Genomic DNA, 15173 nt, shown 5'->3' with positions numbered 1-15173 from the left:
TTAGTAAGTTACCATTTGGTAACTTACCTTTTAGTAAGTTACTATTTGGTAACTTACCTTTTAGTAAGTTACCATTTGGTAACTTACCTTTTAGTAACCAGGCATAATCTCATCCATAACTATTTTATTATTGCCGAACAAATTTTATCACAATAGATTTTTCAACTGTGATGAAGCCATTGGATACTCGCGCCCAAAGCCTTATTCCAGTGTTAATTAACATATCTGAAGGAACTGCATTCGCATGCGAAATAGATGTAGATAGTGATGTATCGGTGAAAATACCCAAAAAACTGCCTGAAAATTGCACATCAGCATAATAGGTCAAACCAAAAGATGGTGTTGTCCAAAGGATTATTTCATTCTGTAATCCACCGGTTAGATCCGGTTTCCAGCGCACCCCCAAGGGCTTTGTTATAAAAGTATGGCTTGCTACATTAGTGAACACAACGAGAGTGTCGTCGGTAAAGAGGGTAGCACCTGCCGTCGGGTCACCATTGTAAAACTCAATCTTTGCGGAATCTACATTCGCCTGCTGAACTATAATTTTGCGCGTTAATCGACCCGCTTTAACGGTGATTTCGGCAGTGCGAATATCTGTCGCATCTGTTGCTATACCGGCTTGATAGGGAGCTACCTGAAATCTTGCAATTTTTCCTATTGTTGAACTATCGCCTGATGCATCTGATGGTATCAACCACGTTGCATCTGATGATGTCATTTCCCACCCACCTGGGAAGTTGGTTTTTATGATTACGGCAGAATCTATTGCCTCTTTTGAAAATGTAAATGAGTTTTGTGTGACTGCCAAATAGTATTGGTCATTCATCACCACATCATCGTTGGGATCGCCAGTGTCATCCCAATCCAGAACATCGGCATCAATGCTTGCTGACTTTGCTGCAAACGCTTGCTCTTTGGTCTCGTAACCGTGTCCGTTGACGGCTTTGATGTTTACTTTATATTGATGATTGCGCAAAATGTCGCGGTATTTGAGACTGTCTCTGTCGATGAAATCAACGCGATAGTAGGTCGTTGGGCTTGTGATTCCGTTGTATTTGCCACCTATCACCAAACACGTTGCTTTCGCATGACTGTTTGCGTTACCAAGTGGGGAGCCTACTGTTTCAAAGGTGTAAATGGCACCTGCAAGATTATTACCCGGTATGCCTGAGTATTCGATGGGACCGAGGGTTGGAGTTACTCCGGTGGGGATGCTCGCGGTTGTTACGCTGTCTTTGTTGCTCACGTTTTTAACAACACTGTCGGGCACTACCTGCCCTGTTGTATTGGTGTTGTAGAGATAAACAATATCAAGGCTGAATGTTCCCGCAGTAGCAGAGGCATCCACATCAATGCGCGCCACCATGCGGAGCAAGGTAATGGGGACGTTTTTAGCACCCTTGTCTTTTTGTGCAATGGTGACAGTGTCGCTTTCACCCCACATGGGGAATTTTCTGAAATCAGAGCTACTTGTGGCATTCCATTTTCCGGGATTTGTTGCAATCAACTTGGAGAGGTCTGATTTGCGATAGATATTTTGGATTATGTTTGTTGTGTCAAAATTGGCTATGACTACAAATCGTTGCTTAATGTCCGGCATAACTACCGCAACTATTTTATTAGTAGTCCTGTTAAACGCTATGTTAGCCTTGTAAAGGAGGGTATCATTCGCCTCATCCGCATCAAAAGCCAACACACTGATGCTGTCCAATGCTTCTTCTTCCGGTTGTCCTATTGCCCGCAATGCCGTTTGCATTTGCCCGGAGATATTCAAAGTGATATGCACCTCCGCTTCGCCATCCTTCACAGGGGGTGAGGGACGGTCGTAATCGACTGTGTCTTGACAGCCTGAAAAAACCAATGCGCCTGAGAGCATCAAACTCCACGCACTTTTGAAAATACCATTTACTCGTTTCATATTTGTCTTTATTTAGTGTTATAAATCAAGTTCTTCGTCCTGAGTCTCTGTTTCCCAAGGAGTAGTAATGTTGGTGGTTATAAAACTCACCGATTTAGCTCCAAAAGCCTCTTCTACGGTGTCATAACCCGCTCCCGTAACATCTTTTATATTGATATTGTATTGATAATTGCGCAAAAGAGGAAAATAATTGTCGCTGCTATTAACAAAATCAACGCGATAGTAGGTGATTGTGACACTACCATTGAAACGCCCGCCAATCACCACACAAGTAGCTTTGTCCTGTGCGGTGTGCGCGACCGCATCACTCTCAAACGTGTAAATTGTGTTCTCCATTAATAAATCGTTCGAAGCCGGATAAACAACATAAGCATCTTTCCCCCGCTTCATTTCCAAACCCGGAGGGATGCTCGGTGCTGTTACACAAACCTCCCCGTTTGCATTTCTACCCACATTGGCGGTATCCGGCACAATCAAACCCGCCGCATTGGAGTTGAACAAATAAACCGAATCAAGTTTGAACTTATTAAGTACAAGTGCTATGTCGGTCACTTTCACATTTATTCGTGCCACCATGCGCAGCAATTCTATGGGCGAATCGTCATCGCCTTCAATACCATGAATGCTTCCGGTTTCTTTGGTGATAACGGCGGGAACACTTTCGCCCCACATGGGCAAAGCCTTAAATGTGGTTTCATCAACATTCCATAGCTCACCTTCGTTCAACGACACTTTCAATTGGGCGAGCAAATTGGATTTTGAAACACCCCGCCGGTCGGTTTGCAACAGTTCGATGATTTCCGCATCGGCATTGGCAATCACCACAAATTGCTGAAGCGTATCATACTTTGTTTCAGCGACTACCACCAAAGTATCCTTATTTGCACCATAGAGCGTCCCCGGCTTGCTATACATGAACGCAGGTTCCATGCCGGGGTCCACTTTAAAAGCCAATACATTAATGCTTCTAATAGCACTTTCGTCGTCATCGGAAATCGCCCGCAAGCCCGACTGAAAGGAGCCCGGAACATGCAAGCCAATGTGCAATTCCACCTCATTCGCATTCAAAACAGCAGAACCAGGCAACGTATCAGACAAAGAATCCCGACACCCCGCCACAACCAACAGAGCCAAACCAACCACATAAATAACCAATCTTTTCATCATAATTCTAAACTCTAAACACTAAACTCTAACTATAGCTCAAGTACAACCTCAAAATCCGAACCATCCGGCTTAATCTTACCCCAATCATTAACACTAAAACTTGCCCCACGCGCTCCTTTCAAGTCAATGACGATGTCAAATTTGTGGTATCGGTCAAAATCAAGCGAATCCGTGTGCGACTGCCGGAAAGATGCCTGAATGAGCGATACCAAACTGATATTGTCCGGCGCACCAAAAATGGTTTGTCCACTCATCGTCACCGTTAAATCGGGTTTTGGGGCTTCCGGCGCGGTCGATAACTTTAAAATGTGCAACTTTGCCGCCACTGTACTATCGGTTGAACTCGGTGATACCCCCTCGATACGATAAAACATATCGGTATTAGATGCTATAATATCATTGTCAAACGAATATTCTGCCTGCTTATCGCGAATTTCAAATTTATACCGCACAGAGCCGGCAACTTGTGCTGCATTTAATCCTGTTATTTTGACATTGATTTCATTAGTCTGCCGGTAAACAGGAATTTGCACCACTCTCGATAAATCTGTCGTAAATTCATAGTTCGTGTTTTTGCCATAAAAGTAGGGTAAAAAAGGACGTGTCGCATCAATTTCGCTGTCGGGCAGATAAAAGCGGTTCCCTGCCTGCGTCTTAGCGGTCGAATCCACCATATATTTATAGGGGTAGGTGGCATCATCTACATCAATATTGTGCCAAACCACAAAATTATAGATATTATTGGGCTTCAAGTTCACATCGGACAGCGTTTGCACCATTGTATCCACCGGATTTATACTGTATGAATTAACGAAAATGCCGGTGGTGTCAAAAATGAACAGGGTTGCATTCCTTCTAACATCTTCCGCAGAAGCGGCGTCCAATGTGTCGCTATACACCAACCGGATATTCAAACTGGCAATGAAACTGCCCGGCGGGCATCCATCCAGCTCGCCATTGATGCACCCTGTGGGCAACAGTGCCAGCACAGCGACAATGGAAAGGAATATGATATGTTTAATGTATTTCATTTTTTCGTATTTGCACTGTTTGTTGTCGGTATCGTGTATTGAATTTTGTATTCCAAACGCCTGATTTTCGGATACACCACATCCACAAAATATTGATTTGACTTGCCTCCATCCAATTCTTTCAACCTCTTTTTGCGTTCGGAAACAGAAGGTAGCTTGATAATTTCGAGCACTTTTTGTTTGTTTGGCACATGGCTGTCGGCTTTGACGAGTGCCTCAAACTTCGTCCAATCTTCGCCCAAGCCGTTAGCCACAATGCGCATGTTCGCCGGAAATTGATATTTTTCTGTCACATAAGCCATCAACTCTGCCGCCCGTCGTTCCGACAACTCCAAGTTGTCTTTCGTGTCGCCCACCGGAGAGGCAAAGGCTTTAATATTCATCCCCACAAGCACCGCTCCCGGAACTTCCCGCACCTGTTGTAGATTTTGAGCTATTTTTGCCAATTCGGCTGCATTGTTTGATAGATTTGGCATGATTTCCGCGCTGCCCGAGTTAAAATACACGTATGCTGCGCCATCAACTGTAATATATCTGAGACCATCATCGGTTTTCGGACGAGTGGGCGCAGGTGTGGGTGCAGGTGCAGGCGGTGACGGAGCCTGTGATGGTGATGGTGCCGGAGCCGGTGACGGAGCCTCTGCCGGAGTCGGCTCAGGCTTAGTTTTTGGCAGTATCAACAATTCTTCATGACCATATTCTTCGCCGCAGCAGGCACTCATATCCTTGATAAGATATAAATCGGCGTTATTCATCCATGATTCGTAGGGGATTTCATCGCTGTAAATGGTAACTTCTTCTACTTCTTTTTGTGTGGATATCACCACCTCACTGGCCAACTCATCTGTTTGGATGCCGTTAAAATTAAGCGAACGCAGATACAGGTTGTTGCGTCGGCTTCCATTGATGATTAGAGGCCGCATTCGCCTTTCCTTTGTTCCGTCTTTGGAACGCAAAGCGGGAGTGAAAACCAACTGATTATCGGACGGTAATGCTATTTTGTGCGGTTTTATTTGTAAATCCACCTGCAAAGTGTTTTTTGTCAATGTTATGGCATGGTTTGGCACCTCCATTGACGTTGCCGTTTGACTGCTTTGCGCCTGCCATTGGCTTTGAGCATCCGCCGCAAACAGGAAAAAGAGCAGAATTGCCGTGATTGCTATATGTGTATGTGAGCGTGTTTTGTGCATCCTGTCCTCCTATTTTATGATGTAAATTAAAGAAAGTCCTGCTTGCGTAGGTCCCAAATAGTTGTTGTGGTCGCTACCTATTTTGTCGCCACAGTCGCGACATCCATACTGACTGTAATTGCTGTAGGCATACCCTATCCCAATATTCGCTTCCAAATTCCAATGCGGGGCAAGGTAAAAATCATAGCCGTAAGACACCCCCAGACCAAACGTATCGCCCTCATAACGAGTGCTAACACCCCGTCCGCAGATATTTGTGCGCGCATAAATGAGGTGAGCACCAAAGAAATGACCTTCATAAGGCTCGCCCACCCACTTGCGAAATTCGGGCTGAACCATCAAAAATCGAAATTTATCGTTGCCCCAAAGCCCCCAAGCATTGTATGTGACAGGCAGTTTCAACGTAGTGTGCTTCCAAAGCGGGTTGAGATGTTTCAGATTGTATTCCACCGCCACATCCACGCTTGAAGTGGCATCATATAGCAAATTGCTGCTCACCGCTATTGTAGGTGCCGTATTATGGAGTACAGGGCGGGCACGCTGAGCCACTGCTGAGCCAACAGCGAGTAGTAGCCAGACAACCAAAACCATTGATTTATATCCCTTTAAGTTTACCATAATGCAACTTAGCATAAACGGGTGCAAAGGTACAAAATAGTTTTGAGTTATACCCATATTGTATCTGAAAATTTATTTGTTGCCGGGATTCAATCCAATAATTGTTTTCTTTTCAATGCCCACTGCGCAGTTGTCTGCATGAGGTGGTTGATATTCATATATTTAGTAGATAGTTTGTACTTCGTCCTGCAAGGTTTTGGGTTAAAATGTTGAGTTCTGCAAGTTCCTGTAAGTCGCGGGTGGCGGTTGCTTTGGTGGTTTTGGCGATTGAAATGTATTTTTTCGCTGTCATTCCGCCTTCAAAGCCGTCTTTACCCGCATCAAGCATTTTGTTGATTACTTTTGTCTGCCGCTCGTTGAGTTGCGGGTTAAATTTGTCGAAAAAATGTGTTTTTTTTACCGAAAACTCCAAAATATCTATTGCATTTTGCTGTGCCTCAATCAGTAATTCTGAAAAATAGAGTAGCCAGCTGTCGATTTCGAGTGTTGACTGTACTTTTTTGAGTTCATCGTAATACCGATTTTTGTCTTTTTCGATAATCTGCGAAATAGACATAATTATCTGTCGTCCAAGAGATTCTGACAAACATTTTTCTATCAGTGCTCTGCCAACACGTCCGTTACCGTCTTCAAACGGGTGAATACTCTCAAAATACAAGTGTGTAATTGCCGTTTTAGCAATAATTTTTTGTATGTTCTCTTTGGTTTTGAATGAGTTATACCACTGAACAAAATTTTTCATCTCTTGCGGAACCTGTTTTGAGGGCGGCGCTTCAAAATGCACTTTTTCCTTGCCCATTGCGCCCGAAATAATTTGCATCGGCTCTTCGCTGCTTCGATAAACACCTGCATTTATGTACTTTGAGTTTGAAAACAACATTCCGTGCCACTGCTTGATTAGTTTTTCGGACAGTTTTGTTTGAAAATTGTTGCGAACATCCAACATCAGCAGGGCAACATTTTCGGCTCGCCTGTCCTTAATGTTTTTTATGGTTGTTGTCAGCCCAAGTTTTTTCAGAAATGACGAGCGAACATCATCTCTCGACAGCATTTCGCCTTCTATTGCCGACGTTTTTATTGCCTCCGAAATCATAATGTCGAGGATTTCGTTTTGCTGTTTTGCAGAATTAAAGGTCTTAAACACGCCAAATATTTCGCCCGAAAGTTCTGCGAATTTCAACGCATTATTGCTTATAATATCTTCATTATAAACAAATTTTGCCCATTTTTCAAATTGCCAATTATACATATTTGAGCCGTTTAATTAAATTTATCGGTGCAAAGATACGACTTTTTTGAGCCGAATACAACTATTTTTCGGCTCAAAGTGATTTATTTCAAAAATATTTTTTTGAAGATTTCGCTTTCTTTTCGATAAATATTCCAAAGTTTTGATTCAAAGTCGAATGCGATTTTGTGCTACAGTTCAGTTTTTCTTATTTTTTCGTCCGTTCATTTACCACTTCTTTCAGGATATTCGTCCCGTTAATTGCTGACGGAAAACCTGCGTAAACAGTCATCAGCAGCATAATTTCTCTTATGTTCTCAACTGTCAAACCAATGTTCAGTCCTGCGCTGATATGAAATTTGAGTTGCGGTTGTGCATTGCCCAAAGCCGTCAAAGCCGCAATGGTGGCTATTTGTCGGTGTTTTACATCCAGGTTGTCCCGTGAAAAAATGTCAGCGTAACCAAATTCAAGCATCAGTTTTACTAATTCAGGCGAAAACTCATCGTAAGCGTTCCTTAGTCTGTCCTCCTGCAAACTATCCAGCTTTGATAATTCCTGCTCGCCTAATTTCAGTCTGTCGGCTTGACTTGTGTCAGTTGCAGTTTTGCCGATGTTGTCGTTAATTCCGTGTTCTTGCCTTTCTTTCAGAACCTCTTTTAACGCGTTCATTCCGTTAATACAACTTGGGAAACCTGAGTAAACTGCCATTTGTAAAATCACTTCTTTGACTTCGCTAATACTGCTTCCTGTGTTCAACGCTCCGTTAATATGCACTTTCAGTTGTGGTTGGGCAGTTCCCATTGCGGTCAATGCAGCAACTACGGCAATTTCTTTGGATTTCAGGTCAAGTCCGTCCCGTGTGTAAATGTCGCCAAACGAATATTCAATAATAAATTTCCCTAAGTCCGGGGAAATGTCTTTTAATCCGTTGATGACTTTTTCGCCGGCTTCACCGTCAATTTCTTTGAGTTTTTCCCAACCCTGTTTGTATCTGTCTGATTGTTCCATTTTCGTTTGTCCGTTAGTTTTCTGTCCGTAACAAAGTTGTCCGAAAAGAAAGAGTAAAATTACGTTTAGTGTCGTTACTTTCATTATATTTATGTATATTTTTCAATTCAAGCATACTATCTCGTTTATTTTTTCTGAAATAACGCCGCAAAGTTACAAATAATTATTTTGAAAATGCGACTTTCAAAATAAAAAACTCATAACTCATAACTTTTTCGTATCTTTGCCCCCAAACTAAAAAAATGATTTTCAAATGAAAAAGACAATGTTGTTATTCAGCGCGGCACTTTTGTTGGTGGCGTGCGGCGGGAAAGGCTACGAGACCGTGTCCAAGACGGACGGGGGAGGGTATGCCTACGAGGAAGTGACGAACGACCCTTACAAGGCGCGCGTTTACACTTTGAAAAATGGGCTGAAGGTGTATCTTTCGAAAAACACGGATGAGCCTCGTATTCAGACGGTTATCGCTGTGCGGGCGGGGTCGAAAGATGAGCCGCGCGACAATACCGGTTTGGCGCACTACCTTGAACACATGATGTTTAAGGGCACGGACAGTTTTGGTACGTCCGATTGGACGAAGGAGAAACTGCTGTTGGACAGCATTTTCAACCTGTTTGAGGCGCACAAAAAGGCGGGTAATCCGCAGGCGCGGAAGGCAATCTACAAGCAGATTGATGCCGCTTCCTACGAGGCTTCCAAGTATGCGATTTCCAACGAATACGACAAATTGGCGGGTGCCATCGGGGCTTCGGGGACGAATGCTTTCACGAGTTACGACCTCACGGCTTATGTTAATGAGATACCTGCCAACAAGTTAGAGCCGTTCATCAAGTTGGAATACGACCGCTTTCTCAATATGCAGCTGCGGCTGTTTCATACGGAATTGGAAACCGTTTACGAGGAATATAATCGCAGTCAGGACAATGGCTATTCGCTGATGTGGAACAAAGTTTTTGCCGGTCTGTTTGAAAAACACCCCTATCAAACGAGTGTTATTGGCTTGCCGGAACACCTGAAATCGCCTTCGATGTACAGCGTGATGGCTTTTCAGAAAAAATATTATGTGCCGGACAATATGGCGGTGCTGATGACCGGCGATTTGGATTTTGAAAAGACGATTAAAATTGTGGATACCTATTTTGGTCAGATGCAGGCGAGTGGCGAAGTGCTTCACAGTGAGCCGATTAAAGAAGAGCCTGTTACTGCGGCAAAGACTTTTGAGATTGCCACGCCCGACCAGGAGCGGGTGATTGTGGCTTACCGCTTTGGCGATGCTAAGTCGAAGGATGCCTTGTATTTAGACCTGATTGGCGATATTTTTAACAATGGAAAAGCGGGCTTGATTGACCTCGATTTGTTGCAAAAGCAAAAAGTGCTGGGGCTGAATGCCGGAGCCGAATCGCTGACCGATTACGGGATTTTCGTCTTTATGGGTACGCCGCGCGAAGGTCAGTCGCTGGAAGAAATCAGCGGGCTGATTCAGGACGAAATTCAAAAACTGAAGGCAGGCGATTTTGACGAGGAACTATTGCAGGCGATTATCAACAACAAAAAATTGAGCGTGGTCAAAATCACCGACAGTCGTCAGGCGTGCTACAATTTTTTGGATGCGTTCATCACTCAGGTTTCGTGGAAAGACTATGTGTCGAAAATCGACGAAATGGCAAAAATAACCAAGGCGCAAGTAGTGGATTTCGCCAACACATTCTTCGCCGAAAACTATGTAACTGTCTATAAACGAACGGGTGAGAACAAGGAAAAAGTGGTGGTGGAAAAGCCAAGTATCACCGCCGTGCTGGTCAATCGCGACAACGAATCGCCCTTTGCCAAAGACCTGTTGGCAATCGAAACCGAACCCATCGAACCGGTATTTGTGGACTTCAAGGAAGCCATCAAAAAGGAGTCGGTCAAAGACGGCATCGATTTTTATTACACCAAAAACGTGTCCAATAAGGTGTATTCGCTCAACCAGTTTGTGGAAATTTCCAACATCACCGACAAAAAATTGGCATTGGCGTTCCGCTATTTGCCCTATTTGGGTACGTCCAAATACACGCCCGAAGCGTTGAAAATGGAGATGTACAAATTGGCGATGTCGTTCAACACCCATTCTTCGGCGGGTCGCTCGTATGTCAACCTCTCCGGTCTGGACGAAACGATGCCGCGCTCGCTGGCGTTGATGGAAGAAATGATGCAGGACGCGGTTGTGAACAAGGAGGCTTATGATAATCTGGTCAACGACATCCTCAAAGAGCGTGCCAATGCCAAGCTGAACAAAGGGCAAATTTTGCGGGGAGGTTTGGTGAATTATGCTAAATTCGGTGCCAAATCGGCGTTTACGGACATCCTGACGGAGCAGGAATTACGCGCGATAGACCCGCAGGAATTGGTGGACATCGTCAAACGTTTTGCCTCCTACAAGCACGGATTTGCCTATTACGGTCCCGACACGCAGGGCAAAGTGCTTTCGCTGGTCAAGAAATTTAAAACGCCGGATGTGTTGCAGGACGTTCCCGCCCGCGTGGAATATCCCGAACTGCCTATGGACAAGCCGGTTGTCTATTTTGCCGACTACGATATGGTGCAGGCAGAGATTTTCTTCTTAGCCAAAGACAAACCGTTTGACCCGGCACTGATGCCCGCCGAAATGATGTTTAACACCTATTACGGCGGCGGCATGAACTCCATCGTCTTTCAGGAAATCCGCGAAGCCCGCGCGTTGGCTTATTCGGCGTATGCCTACGTGTCCAACCCCGCCAGAAAAGGCTTTTCCAACTACGTGCAGGCGTATGTGGGCACGCAAGCCGACAAGATGGCGAACGCGATGGATGCCTTCCGCGAACTTTTGGTCAATATGCCAAGTTCGGAAAAAGCCTTTGAAATAAGCAAAGAAACGGCATTAAACAATATGCGCTCGGAACGATGGACGAAATCAAGCGTTTTCTGGAACTACCTGTGGTTAAAGGATTTAGGCATCGACTACGACCACCGCAAACCGGTCTTCGAAGGCATCCAAGCGATGACCCTAAGCGACGTGCAAACCTATTTCGACCAACACGTGAAACCGGCGCAATATTCCGTCCTGCTCATCGGAAAGCGCGACAAGATTGATTTCAAATATCTGAATAAGATTGCGACTGTGAAGGAATTGTCGCTGGACGAACTGTTTGGGTATTGATGACTTTTTTGTCTGTACAGACGTGGCGCGCCACGTCTCTACAATTAGGTATGATGATGATTTCATTGATTTGTATGATTCAAAATAATCATACAAATCACTGAAATCATTTTTGCAAATCTATTTGTATAATTTCGTCATTGCCTTACCCTGTTTTGCCATTTCATTGCGAAAATCCGGCGGCGAGAGCACCTCAATTTCTGCACCGTGCGACAAAAGTTCCTGCTTGAAGTCGTAGGTGGGGCTGAGGAAATAGCGAAAAATGGCGTAATCGTCAAAAGTGCCCTCCTCTTCCTGCGAATGGTGCAGGGGGAGGGCGCGAAAATACTTGCTCTTCGTGCCAAAAGCCTTGATGCGCACCGTGCAGGGCGGGATATTTTCGTCCACGATGATGCCAAAACTTTGCGCAAAATAACTTTCGGGGTCAAAATCTTTGGGGATTTCAAACTGAGTGTCGGTCGTGCGCAGGTTTTGGATGCGGTCTAAGCCGTAAATGCGCAGAGCATCGTAATAGGCGTTGTAAGCCAGCACATACCAGCGTTGCTTGAAAATTTTAACACAATAGGGGTCGATTTCAAAGGTGTAAGCCTCGTCGCGCCAAAAACTCTGATGGGTGATTTCAATCGTCAAACCGTCGCGCATCGCCTCAATAATCGGCGTGAGAAACCGCTGTCCCGACGGGATTTCCTCAAACAGGATGCGCCGTTTCAACTTGTGGCTTTCGTTGATGAGGTTGTTCACGGCAAACGTGTTGAGCAGCCACGAGCGCACGCCGCCTTTCTCCATATCGTCCTGATTGGCAATGAAATAGACATAGTTGTTGCGCCGGTCGCAGTCGATATTGATGTCGAACAGCTCCTCAATCGCCTGCCGGTGGTTGTGAAACGTGCGCAGAGGCATCTCCTCGCCGCCGCTCATGTCGTTGCGCACCCACTTCCGGTTGATGTCTGCAAGCGTAATTTTCCCCGCGCGGTAGATAGTATCCACCAGCCAAACGTAGCGATTGTAGAGGTCTTTTGCCATAATTATATTGTTTTAATTTTTTTTGCAAAGATACGCATAAAAATCACCCTTTCACCACAGCCAGCGGGCTCAACTCCACTTTAATCTGCACTAAATCTGCCTGAAACGCCATCACTTGCTCGATGTCTTTGTAGGCAGACGCGGCTTCTTCGAGGTCGGATTTGCCTCGGATAGAGTGGATGATGCCTTGCTCGTCTAATTTGCGCATTTCGGCTTCCAAATCCAACTTGCGAATGGCGGCTGAGCGGCTCATCAGGCGACCTGCGCCGTGCGAGCAACTCATAAAACTGTCGGGGTTGCCCAAACCCTCCACGATGTAGGATTTTGTGCCTTGCGAGCCGGGTATGATGCCGATTTCGCCGAGTTGGGCGGAGGTTGCTCCCTTGCGATGCACAATTACTTTACGGTCGAAATGCTTTTCCCACGCGGCATAATTGTGTGCAATATTGATGATTGGTTCATATTCTACGCCCGACAGAACGGCTGAAACCACGTTTTGTATGCGCTCCATCATCAGTTTGCGGTTGGCAAGCGCAAACGCGGTGCAATACTGCATCTCCTTGTAATAGGCGTGCGCCTCGTCGGTCACAAATGGCAGAAACGCCAAATCGGCTTTCGGGTCGATGGTCGAAAAATACATTGCGTTCAGTTTTTTTGCCACCTTATTGTAATGTTCAGCCACCTGCAAGCCCAAATTGCGACTGCCGGAGTGAATCATCAGCCACAAATAACCGTCGTTGCAGCGTTGCAATTCAATGAAATGATTGCCGCCGCCGAGCGTGCCAATCTGCTTGAGAGCCGACCCATATTGCCGCTTCACAATCAGCAATTCGTCTATGTTAAAGTTCTGTGGCATAAGGCTTTCGTCCTGCCGTTCTTTATGGTGGTCAAAACCGAGCGGAACCACTCCGCGAATGCCGCGCATAATCGCAGTCAAATGTTCACGTTGCAGTGTTTCCACGCGGATATTGGTTTTGAGGGCACACATACCACAGCCAATGTCCACCCCCACAGCATTGGGTATAATCACGTTGTCGGCTGCCAGCACCCCACCAATCGGCATCCCATAGCCTTGATGCGTATCGGGCATCAAGCAGATATGGCTCACGGCAAACGGCAAATTAGCCAAATGGCGCGCCTGTTCCAAAGAGCCCTGCTCCGGCTCGTCCAACCACATTTTGATTGGGAGATTCTCTGTTGCTATTACTTTTTGCATAATGTATAAATTAAATTTTCTGCAAAGGTACGATTAACTTGTGCAAAACTGCGGCATAAGTTGAAAAAAAATACTTTTGGATTATTTCACTGTAAATGTCTTTCAACACTTGCACAAATTTGTGTTTTGTGCTGCTATCAGTCGCTCAACCCAGCGTTTTGTTGGCTCTTTGAGTTTGTTTCCCTCTATGCAATGCATCTCTTTCAGATTTGAGCAATGTCCAATCAGCAGGTTGACAAGCCCGTTATCCTCGCAATCTAACACTTGCAGGGCTGCATTTTTTCGCAAATCTCATCTCTACTTGCTTTGAGGAAAAAATCACAGATAGCACCATAAGACCATTGTATGGTTACAGCGTTAAATGTGATTTTGGTGCATACATACTTGTTCCATGTTACCCCCACAAAAATTCTTTTTCTAATATTTTTGTAATTTCTTTGTCTTTGCCATCAGAATAATATTTAGCTGTCCGTCCTGAACTTGGATGCGGAATTGCAATAATTTTTTTACCATTTAAAGTGCCGGTTTTTACGCCATATCCCAATGCAGTTATACCTTTGACATTCATTTTACTCAATTTTCTATAGTCGCTCGTAAAAAAAAGAATGTTTTGGGGATGCAGAATTTCAATGAATTCGTTTGTTTTATTCTGACAATATTCAATAATCTCTTTGGGAAATTTATACAAATCACGTTCTTGGCGCGTATTGAAGTATACCATATTCATTATGGTTGCTTTCTCTAAAGCTGAAAATGATTTTTTAGAATTAAATATAAGTTTAAGGCGATCTCTCAGGGCATATTTCCCTGTCCCCGTTTGGGTAAGAGTATTCACATCATAATACAAAGAATCTATAGTTCTTTTTTTATAGTCTCGCTGCAAATCTTTTGCTTTCTCCTCTAATGCTTGTGAATAAGATTTGAACCCACCCGGATTGATGCCGATTATTAAAATATCGGGATTGTAATTTGCGGGGAGAGGTGTTTGAAACACATAAAAATCCACGTCAATTTGCTTTGCAAATTCATGACATTGGTCACATACCTCTGTTAACCAACTGTTGAGTTTTTCTTCAAAACTCTTACCTTCTAATTTCATTGTTTTTTAATTTAGATATTGCCTCCACTTCATGGCTATCGGCACCTCCATTTATCATTTTTATAAATTATTTCTTTCTGCAATTTTCTGAAACTTTTTGATACACGTATCAATTTCTTCAGCAAGTCCTTCGATAAATCTTTCTCGTTGACGAGGGTCTTTAAGCTTGTTAAAACCTTCAGAATTGAGACTTTCAAAATTAAGGCAGTACTCCGGACTCGGAAGTTTTCTACCAAACCACCATTTAGTACAGTGTCCAAAACCTCCTATTTCGTTCAAACACTCACTAATTTCTTTGTTTTCCTCTTTTTCTTTTGCGCGGCGAAATCCATAATAAAACTCTCTATCAATTTCAATTTTAAAACATACAGATTTAACTTCAAAAGTTAGCCCATAAAATCTATCACTACCTTTTCCACCATCGTAATAATTTTTTATCTTGAGCGCAAAAGAAAAAGAGGAAAACAAAGAAATTAGTGAGTGTTTGAACGAA

At 44.2% G+C, this 15173-nt stretch carries 13 protein-coding genes; 1 reads left to right on the top strand and 12 read right to left on the bottom strand.

Annotated elements, in window-relative coordinates; all coding sequences use genetic code 11:
- Window positions 1-127: 127 nt before the first annotated feature.
- The 7 genes from ASC50_RS04085 to ASC50_RS04055 all read right to left on the bottom strand — a co-directional run bounded on the left by ASC50_RS04085 (window position 128) and on the right by ASC50_RS04055 (window position 8164).
- Window positions 128-1921 carry a DUF4906 domain-containing protein gene (locus tag ASC50_RS04085; RefSeq protein WP_055431363.1) on the bottom strand — a complete coding sequence of 598 codons (1794 nt, stop codon included), beginning with the start codon at window positions 1919-1921 and terminating at the stop codon, window positions 128-130.
- An 18-nt stretch (window positions 1922-1939) separates the two neighbouring features.
- Window positions 1940-3088: a DUF4906 domain-containing protein gene (locus tag ASC50_RS04080; RefSeq protein ID WP_056928735.1), complete on the bottom strand. Its 1149-nt coding sequence runs from the start codon at window positions 3086-3088 to the stop codon at window positions 1940-1942.
- Window positions 3089-3117: 29 nt separating this feature from the next.
- Entirely contained in the window at window positions 3118-4119 is a 1002-nt protein-coding gene (locus ASC50_RS04075) for a FimB/Mfa2 family fimbrial subunit (protein WP_055431365.1), read from the bottom strand.
- Window positions 4116-5309 (bottom strand): DUF3868 domain-containing protein, encoded by a 1194-nt coding sequence (locus ASC50_RS04070; protein ID WP_055431366.1) that lies wholly within the window; start codon window positions 5307-5309, stop codon window positions 4116-4118. Before ASC50_RS04070 ends, ASC50_RS04075 begins: the two co-directional genes overlap by 4 nt.
- Window positions 5310-5318: 9 nt before the next feature.
- Window positions 5319-5900 carry a DUF3575 domain-containing protein gene (locus ASC50_RS04065; RefSeq protein ID WP_082592088.1) on the bottom strand — a complete coding sequence of 194 codons (582 nt, stop codon included), beginning with the start codon at window positions 5898-5900 and terminating at the stop codon, window positions 5319-5321.
- A gap of 181 nt (window positions 5901-6081) precedes the next feature.
- Window positions 6082-7176 (bottom strand): Fic family protein, encoded by a 1095-nt coding sequence (locus tag ASC50_RS04060; RefSeq protein ID WP_055431368.1) that lies wholly within the window; start codon window positions 7174-7176, stop codon window positions 6082-6084.
- Between the two features lie 187 nt (window positions 7177-7363).
- Complete coding sequence (locus tag ASC50_RS04055) at window positions 7364-8164, bottom strand: carboxymuconolactone decarboxylase family protein (RefSeq protein WP_055431369.1); 801 nt, start codon at window positions 8162-8164, stop codon at window positions 7364-7366.
- 253 nt (window positions 8165-8417) lie between these two features.
- Here ASC50_RS04055 and ASC50_RS04050 point away from each other — a divergent pair, with 253 nt between their 5' ends.
- Entirely contained in the window at window positions 8418-11342 is a 2925-nt protein-coding gene (locus ASC50_RS04050) for a M16 family metallopeptidase (RefSeq protein ID WP_056928734.1), read from the top strand.
- Between the two features lie 120 nt (window positions 11343-11462).
- Here ASC50_RS04050 and ASC50_RS04045 read toward each other — a convergent pair whose 3' ends face one another.
- The 5 genes from ASC50_RS04045 to ASC50_RS04025 all read right to left on the bottom strand — a co-directional run.
- Window positions 11463-12365 (bottom strand): helix-turn-helix transcriptional regulator, encoded by a 903-nt coding sequence (locus ASC50_RS04045; protein WP_055431371.1) that lies wholly within the window; start codon window positions 12363-12365, stop codon window positions 11463-11465.
- Window positions 12366-12408: 43 nt separating this feature from the next.
- A complete protein-coding gene (locus ASC50_RS04040) occupies window positions 12409-13581 on the bottom strand; it encodes an RtcB family protein (protein ID WP_055431372.1) in 1173 nt (390 codons plus the stop codon).
- Window positions 13582-13683: 102 nt separating this feature from the next.
- Complete coding sequence (locus ASC50_RS04035; RefSeq protein ID WP_158648405.1) at window positions 13684-13845, bottom strand: hypothetical protein; 162 nt, start codon at window positions 13843-13845, stop codon at window positions 13684-13686.
- 130 nt (window positions 13846-13975) lie between these two features.
- Window positions 13976-14680: a hypothetical protein gene (locus ASC50_RS04030; RefSeq protein ID WP_055431374.1), complete on the bottom strand. Its 705-nt coding sequence runs from the start codon at window positions 14678-14680 to the stop codon at window positions 13976-13978.
- A gap of 60 nt (window positions 14681-14740) precedes the next feature.
- The coding region (locus ASC50_RS04025; RefSeq protein WP_226995385.1) for a hypothetical protein at window positions 14741-15173 on the bottom strand (433 nt) is incomplete at its 5' end.

This window comes from Candidatus Symbiothrix dinenymphae (genome assembly GCF_001431085.1).
The sequence above is the reverse complement of the archived record's forward strand: the minus strand, read 5'-3'. Positions and strand labels throughout refer to the sequence as shown.

Bases quoted from the DNA above. Each gene is read 5' to 3' on its own strand.
- ASC50_RS04085 (WP_055431363.1), bottom strand. From the start codon at position 1,921: ATGAAACGAGTAAATGGTATTTTCAAAAGTGCGTGGAGTTTGATGCTC.
- ASC50_RS04080 (WP_056928735.1), bottom strand. From the start codon at position 3,088: ATGATGAAAAGATTGGTTATTTATGTGGTTGGTTTGGCTCTGTTGGTT.
- ASC50_RS04075 (WP_055431365.1), bottom strand. From the start codon at position 4,119: ATGAAATACATTAAACATATCATATTCCTTTCCATTGTCGCTGTGCTG.
- ASC50_RS04070 (WP_055431366.1), bottom strand. From the start codon at position 5,309: ATGCACAAAACACGCTCACATACACATATAGCAATCACGGCAATTCTG.
- ASC50_RS04065 (WP_082592088.1), bottom strand. From the start codon at position 5,900: ATGGTTTTGGTTGTCTGGCTACTACTCGCTGTTGGCTCAGCAGTGGCT.
- ASC50_RS04060 (WP_055431368.1), bottom strand. From the start codon at position 7,176: ATGTATAATTGGCAATTTGAAAAATGGGCAAAATTTGTTTATAATGAA.
- ASC50_RS04055 (WP_055431369.1), bottom strand. From the start codon at position 8,164: ATGGAACAATCAGACAGATACAAACAGGGTTGGGAAAAACTCAAAGAA.
- ASC50_RS04050 (WP_056928734.1), top strand. From the start codon at position 8,418: ATGAAAAAGACAATGTTGTTATTCAGCGCGGCACTTTTGTTGGTGGCG.
- ASC50_RS04045 (WP_055431371.1), bottom strand. From the start codon at position 12,365: ATGGCAAAAGACCTCTACAATCGCTACGTTTGGCTGGTGGATACTATC.
- ASC50_RS04040 (WP_055431372.1), bottom strand. From the start codon at position 13,581: ATGCAAAAAGTAATAGCAACAGAGAATCTCCCAATCAAAATGTGGTTG.
- ASC50_RS04030 (WP_055431374.1), bottom strand. From the start codon at position 14,680: ATGAAATTAGAAGGTAAGAGTTTTGAAGAAAAACTCAACAGTTGGTTA.